At 39.7% G+C, this 6,422-nt stretch carries 7 protein-coding genes; 2 read left to right on the top strand and 5 right to left on the bottom strand.

Features of this window, described 5'->3' with window-relative positions; genetic code table 11:
• Positions 1 to 109: 109 nt before the first annotated feature.
• The 5 genes from cdd to HMPREF3034_RS11700 all read right to left on the bottom strand — a co-directional run bounded on the left by cdd (position 110) and on the right by HMPREF3034_RS11700 (position 4,924).
• Positions 110 to 580 carry a cytidine deaminase gene (gene cdd / locus HMPREF3034_RS11720; protein ID WP_062435719.1) on the bottom strand — a complete coding sequence of 157 codons (471 nt, stop codon included), beginning with the start codon at positions 578 to 580 and terminating at the stop codon, positions 110 to 112.
• A 24-nt stretch (positions 581 to 604) separates the two neighbouring features.
• Entirely contained in the window at positions 605 to 1,972 is a 1,368-nt protein-coding gene (locus tag HMPREF3034_RS11715; protein WP_231725676.1) for a right-handed parallel beta-helix repeat-containing protein, read from the bottom strand.
• 78 nt (positions 1,973 to 2,050) lie between these two features.
• Positions 2,051 to 3,235, bottom strand: coding sequence for an MFS transporter (locus HMPREF3034_RS11710; protein ID WP_036896416.1), 1,185 nt, complete (start codon positions 3,233 to 3,235; stop codon positions 2,051 to 2,053).
• 22 nt (positions 3,236 to 3,257) lie between these two features.
• Positions 3,258 to 4,076 carry a 3-methyl-2-oxobutanoate hydroxymethyltransferase gene (gene panB, locus HMPREF3034_RS11705; protein ID WP_062435716.1) on the bottom strand — a complete coding sequence of 273 codons (819 nt, stop codon included), beginning with the start codon at positions 4,074 to 4,076 and terminating at the stop codon, positions 3,258 to 3,260.
• 173 nt (positions 4,077 to 4,249) lie between these two features.
• Positions 4,250 to 4,924 (bottom strand): HAD family hydrolase, encoded by a 675-nt coding sequence (locus HMPREF3034_RS11700; protein WP_062435713.1) that lies wholly within the window; start codon positions 4,922 to 4,924, stop codon positions 4,250 to 4,252.
• Positions 4,925 to 4,989: 65 nt separating this feature from the next.
• On the opposite strand from HMPREF3034_RS11700, the gene HMPREF3034_RS11695 reads away from it, so the two are divergent.
• On the top strand, positions 4,990 to 5,787 hold the full coding sequence (locus tag HMPREF3034_RS11695; RefSeq protein WP_062435711.1) for an RsiV family protein: 798 nt from the start codon (positions 4,990 to 4,992) through the stop codon (positions 5,785 to 5,787).
• 7 nt (positions 5,788 to 5,794) lie between these two features.
• On the top strand, positions 5,795 to 6,421 hold the full coding sequence (rsmG, locus tag HMPREF3034_RS11690; RefSeq protein WP_062435707.1) for a 16S rRNA (guanine(527)-N(7))-methyltransferase RsmG: 627 nt from the start codon (positions 5,795 to 5,797) through the stop codon (positions 6,419 to 6,421).
• Position 6,422 lies beyond the last annotated feature (1 nt).

The raw sequence follows: 6,422 nt of genomic DNA, 5'->3' as shown, positions 1-6,422 counted from the left end.
CCAATATTTTGCAAAAAAACGAGATTTTAAGCGCAACATTGATGTGAGTCAAGGGAAAAGACAAGCTTTTTCGCAAAACAGCAAGAATTGACAAACCATAATATACAGCTTACAAACTAACAAAAGCAAACGGCAAAAGATCCTTTACAGAGTTTACAATATAAACTCCATCTGTACCATATAAATATACTTCCATATCAGAATGATAACGCTCTTCTATCTCTAACATCACTTGTCGACATGCTCCACAAGGGGTTATCGGCGATTCTAGCATTCCCTTATCATTTCGTGCCGCAATGGCAATTGCCTTTATTGCCTGCATAGGTTGTTGAGCTTGGGCAGCAAAGATAGCTGTACGTTCAGCACACAAACCAGAAGGAAATGCCACATTTTCCTGATTTGCCCCTATCACAACATCCCCATTATCAAGCAACAAGGCTGCTCCGACATAAAAGTGACTGTAATCTGCATACGAATTCTGCGTTGCGGCAATAGCTTTATCTATCAATTCTTGACAGACAGCATCCAATTCTTCTTTCTGACAATATTTATATGAGATTTCAATTTTACGATTTTCCATATTAACTATATCTTTATTTATATTCTAATCTTTTGTACTCTGTCTTTCATAAGCTCCAATATCAGGATGTTCTAATCTAGGTATTCCTGTCCTATCAGTATACGAGGATTTGGATTTATCTCCTTTATCATTTGCCAAAGATGCTGATGATAAGCGGAAATCATATACTAAATTTCGTTCGTCAACCTTCATAAAGTTCTTCTTTCCTGCAGCGATGGTATCATCCACATTCTCATATTGCACATTCAAAAAACGATTGACATTCTCACTTGTAGGCTCTACTGTGCGCAAAAGGCATGATGAAAATTGATAATTAAAGGTCGATGCTTTATTATTAGAACCTCCAATAACATCCTTAGCATAACCTGTTATCAAACTATTATCACACGTAAATAACTCAAGCGCACCACTCGAATTAGAGATATTCAAAGCATATCCACGCGCAGAATCAAAAGGATAGAACTGCGCTATCGTGCAACCTTGTACCTCTACGCGTCCACCATTCGCAAACAGACAATCATTCAAACTGTTCGATAATTGACTATCATGAATCTTTAAATGAGCCGATTGAGCAGTAACTCCATAGCCTTTACAATTATGTATGGTGGAATTAGAAATGGTCAACTCAGAATTCTCATCGCATTGCACACCAGTATGCGCCCCATGCAATTCGACATATTGCAGTCGATTGTTCGTAGATTCAGAGTAAAACCGTAGCCCACCCCACTGTCCACTCACACGGTCATAAGGCAAATAGTCGAACACTCTGTCCAATCTATCGCCACGCATCAAAACTTCAGAATCCTTGTTCCCCTCACAGACAAGTGTCCCTTTTACATCAATTCCGGCACCATCATGAAAATACAAAGATGTTCCTCCAGCAATGCGAAGCGTAGCTCCACGGCTAATCGTTACCTTACCATATATTATAATAGGTGTAGATGAAGCCAATTGGGTATCTTCACTAACTACTAGATTATTCATTTTCAAAGCATTCCAAGTCCACGCTTTCAAATGAACCTTCTGCTCTACTCCACTTTCCAACTTAAAAACAAGTTCATCCTGACACAGTTGTGGTTTATCTTGATTGGTCGTTGGGGCTGTAAATTCCACATAAACTCGCAGGCTATCTCCACTACGAACCTCCAAGTCGTTTACTTGATAACCCGCTGTTTTACCTAGATATACTCCGTCAATATTTGCTCTAAAACCGTTTTGATTTCCACCAGCCAACTTCGCATTGGCCAATTTAATTCCTTCTCCCGAACGATTATAAACCCAAAACGAACGCGTAGACGAAGGTATATTGGAAAACACAGTATCAATTGATACCGTATCAGCAGAATAGACTAACATCTTATTCGGTGAAGTTGTGAACGATTCTTCGTTCATACAAGACACTGATACAAGCGAGAATACCGCTACTAAAAATATAAAACAAAATGTTCTCATCACTTATAATAACGAAAATCACCTGTTTTTATTTCTTACATACCAAGAATGGGTGAAGAAATTGTATATGATTAAAGATAATACCACCAAACATAAAGCCAACAAAAGCACCTGCTCTCGACTGGCTTGAAGAAAATAAAAGCTAACAAACAAGCCAACCGCCAATCCTCCTTCCCACAGCAGAAAGAACGTACTCTGCGAAGTACCACGTTCACAATGACGACTTAACTTAATGAGAAACAACAAAGTACGCGAACTTACTAAACCAACACCTAAGCCTAATAAGAATGCCGAAATCCATAAATGTGTCAATCCATGACGAAGATACATAATCAATATAGAGGCTCCAATACAAAGAAAACCTGAAATATTTTCACTCTTCAAATCGGCATTTGCAAACGCAAACTTCTCTGCAAGGAGAGCTACCAAGAAGCCTCCCATCAATAAAGCATAGAATGTTTCCGAATGGCTCAAACTAAAAAGTAAGCCAACAGCAATAGTTGTTAATAAGAAATTAAAGAACAACATGGCTCCATGCGACAAGAAAAATCGGTCGAAACTCATAACATGTGCATCTTCTTCCGGGGCTCTAAAAGAAAAATGTACGACCGAAAGGAACACAAAAGCAAGCACAGCTAATACAGCCGAAACCAAAAATGTATCAAGAATATTGAATTTAAACACCACCAACATTCCCACAACCGGTCCCAACGACAAAGCAAAACGACGAAGCCAAGCTGCCGAATAATTTGCTTCCGTACGATAGAACGACTCGCAAGAATCAATGACCAACGTACTTGCAAGAACCATCTCGGCCAATCCAAAGAATGCTCCCAACAAGAAACGCATAGCCAACATGCCAACTGCAAGTCCCCCCTGTGAGAACAATCCTGCATTCTTAAACATCAACCACATCAACACATACAAAGCCGCTACTACCAAAATAGCCTCCTTGCACACCAAATGTCGACATCTGGATTTGACCAAATAAGAGCAAAATGCCCCCAAGGCAAACAGACCTATACCATAAGTTCCGAAAGCTAAACCTACAATATCAGAAGATGCAAAGTAGGTTTTACCCAAATAAGGTATCGACACCATCTGCACATACACAGACATGGTCAAGAACAATCCCACCAATGCCAGCATCCAAAAACTACGATGCCATAATCCTATGTGTATAGGGGAGTTTTGCGTATCCATTGCATTATCTCTAACAAAAATATCAATAACTTTCGTTGCCGTTTGGAAAATCAACCTCTTTGACTGCATTGATATAATCCTCTACCCCTGCCGTCATCTGCCCTCTTAATTCTGCAAACCGTCTCAAGAACTTTGGTTTGAACCCCTCTGTCAACCCCAGCGCATCTGCATAAACAAGGATTTGCCCATCAGTAGCATTACCCGCGCCGATTCCAATAGTTGCACAAACCACCGATTCAGTAACCTTTGCCGCCAATGCTGCAGGTATTTTTTCTAGCGTAATACCAAAGCATCCCGCTTCTTCTAGTGCATGAGCATCGGCCAACAACTTCTCTGCTTCAGCCTCTTCTTTCGCTCTCAACCCATAACCACCAAACTGATGGATACTTTGAGGGGTCAGACCAAGATGCCCCATCACCGGAATACCAGCATTGACAATAGCCTTTACCGTATCAACAATTTCAATACCACCCTCCATTTTCAATGCATCAACACCGGTCTCTTTCATGATTCTAATAGCATTTCGGAGCGCTTCTTCCTTGCTTATCTGGTACGATCCCATCGGCATATCACAAATTACCAAAGCATGCGAAACTGCTTTTGCCACCGATTTTGCATGATATATCATTTCATCAACAGTGATCGGGAGCGTATCAGCATTTCCTGCCATCACGTTGGAAGCCGAATCTCCTATCAAAATTCCATCAATGCCGGCAGCATCTATAATGCCGGCTGTCGTATAATCATAAGCAGTCAACATAGCTATCTTTTCACCGGAATTCTTCTTCTCAATGAATGTTTTGACCGTAACTTTCTTCTTATCTGTAGTTAAATATCCCATTTTAAATATTCTTTTATACATTCATACTCACTCATCTAGTAAGTATTCCATTTTAACTATATTTCTATCAATTTGGTGCAAAGGCCTAACAGTAGTGCTGCTTCCATTTTGCAGCGAAACTGCATAGGCTTGTCAGCAAGACTGCCAAACGTTTGCAGCAAGCTCATATCATTTCAACATGAAGCAGATTGTGGACTCTTACTCTGTTTAAAAGCACTTACTAACTCTTTAAAACCCTTATTTATATAATCCGTCCATACCACATCTGCATACGGAAGGATAGCTTCTTGGGGATTTGTCGTAGCCAAACCAACAACAAACATTTGCGCCGAACATACCGCACGCAGCCCATTATAGCTATCTTCTAAACCTACACAAACTTGTGGAGAGGCTCCAAAATGCTGAGCACCAAGCAAATAACATTCCGGATGGGGCTTACCATTCGTAAAGTCTTCGCTCGTAAAAACATGGTCAAACAAGTCTAAAAATTCCTTATGCTGCGCATATACATTCTGCATCTTAGGCCGATTACTGCTCGTTACTACGGCAGTCTTTACTCCATGCTTGCGTAAATCTAGAATAAATTCGACCACACCGGGCAGATAATCAAAGTGCATCTGAGTTTCAAATTTATTCAGTCGTTGAGTGATTTGTGGCTGTTCAGACCGAACATGCCCGAAATACTTATCGTAAATTTCGACAAGAGTTTGTCCCTTTATCTTTTGTTCCAAATTGGGAATATCAGGTTGATAACGTAAACACTCGCCTCTCCAAAACTCTGTATATTGAGGTTCCGTATCGAAAACCACTCCATCCAAGTCGAAGAGCGCGACTTTGAGTTCTTCCATTTTCACCTTATTTATTAATATTAGATGCAAAGTTACAATCTTTTTATGTAATTTTGCCCACGATTATGAAGAAATTACTGGTAGCGGCTTTGGTTGCATTGCTTGTAGTCTCATGCGGAAATTATGGTCATTCAATTTCCAAGTTGAAGGATATTGAGTTCGACAGTGTGACTGTGGATTCAGTATATAACTTGACGAAAGAGCCCAACTCGCCTCGTATTTCGATTTCATTCAGGATATTGTATGCAAAAGGTAAAAAGGCCAATATCATCAACGATAGCCTTCTTCAATCCGCAATGTTAGGATATAGAAGCATTAGTGCTCACAACAATCATCTATCCTTTAAACAGCGTATAGACACCATTGCCTCGCTACTAATTGCCGATTACAAGGATTCATATTCTGATATGTATATGCTAGACCGCAATAATCCTGATAATTATAATTTCAAATGTCACATCAGAACAAAGGTTGAAAGCTTCAAAAACAACATCATTACATATACGGCAAATGTGTATTATCGACTGAACAAGGAATTAGAAGTACACCTACCAGTTGCCCTAAACTTCAACGCAACTACCGGACAACTTATCCATTTGGACGATCTATTTGTCAGCGGATACCAACCATTGCTGAACGAAATAATAGAAAAGGAACTCATTGAGCAATTCCATGCTGGTGACCAAGCCGGCTTGAGAAAAATGAAAATATGTGCTTACACACCGATATATCCGTCTGAAAATTTCATTTTGAAGAAAGATAAAATTATATTTGTGTACGAACAAGAAGAAATTGCCCCACACGACAAAGGAGAAATACGTGTAGCCATTGACAACGAAGAACTAACAAAAATACTCAAATAGATATTTCATGATAGATATTATCACTAAATATTTCCCAATTTTATCTGAGACGCAGTTGGAACAATTCCGCCAACTGATGCCTCTGTATACTGATTGGAATGCTAAAATCAACGTGATTTCTCGAAAAGACATCAACAATCTCTATGAACACCACGTGCTTCACAGTCTAGCTATTGCCAAGAAGATAGCCTTCAACGATGGAACCAAGATACTAGATTTCGGTACCGGCGGAGGTTTTCCCGGCATTCCATTGGCTATACTGTTTCCAAACTGCGAATTCAAACTCATTGATGGGACGAGTAAGAAGATTCGCGTAGTTCAAGAAGTTGCACAAGCTATTGGACTGAAAAACATTACAGCCGAGCACCTAAGAGGTGAAGATGAAGATGGGAAATACGACTTCATCGTGAGCAGAGCAGTCATGCAACTATCATCATTAATGCACATTATTCGCAAGAATATCAAGAAAGAGTACTGCAATAAGCTGCATAATGGATTGTTATGTCTGAAAGGTGGAGACCTAACGAACGAACTTGCTCCATTCAAAAAACAAATACAAGTAACTTCACTCGACACCTATTTCGAAGAAGACTGGTTCAAACAAGATAAGAAACTCATCTATATTCCGATTTAAT

Source organism: Prevotella sp. DNF00663 (assembly GCF_001553265.1).
GTDB lineage: Bacteria > Bacteroidota > Bacteroidia > Bacteroidales > Bacteroidaceae > Prevotella.
Note: the sequence above shows the minus strand (reverse complement) of the source record. Positions and strands in the feature narration are given on the sequence as shown.

Excerpts from the sequence above, each read along its gene's own strand:
- HMPREF3034_RS11695 (WP_062435711.1), top strand. The coding sequence starts at position 4,990 with ATGAAGAAATTACTGGTAGCGGCTTTGGTTGCATTGCTTGTAGTCTCA.
- rsmG (WP_062435707.1), top strand. The coding sequence starts at position 5,795 with ATGATAGATATTATCACTAAATATTTCCCAATTTTATCTGAGACGCAG.
- HMPREF3034_RS11710 (WP_036896416.1), bottom strand. The coding sequence starts at position 3,235 with ATGGATACGCAAAACTCCCCTATACACATAGGATTATGGCATCGTAGT.
- cdd (WP_062435719.1), bottom strand. The coding sequence starts at position 580 with ATGGAAAATCGTAAAATTGAAATCTCATATAAATATTGTCAGAAAGAA.
- panB (WP_062435716.1), bottom strand. The coding sequence starts at position 4,076 with ATGGGATATTTAACTACAGATAAGAAGAAAGTTACGGTCAAAACATTC.
- HMPREF3034_RS11715 (WP_231725676.1), bottom strand. The coding sequence starts at position 1,972 with ATGAACGAAGAATCGTTCACAACTTCACCGAATAAGATGTTAGTCTAT.
- HMPREF3034_RS11700 (WP_062435713.1), bottom strand. The coding sequence starts at position 4,924 with ATGGAAGAACTCAAAGTCGCGCTCTTCGACTTGGATGGAGTGGTTTTC.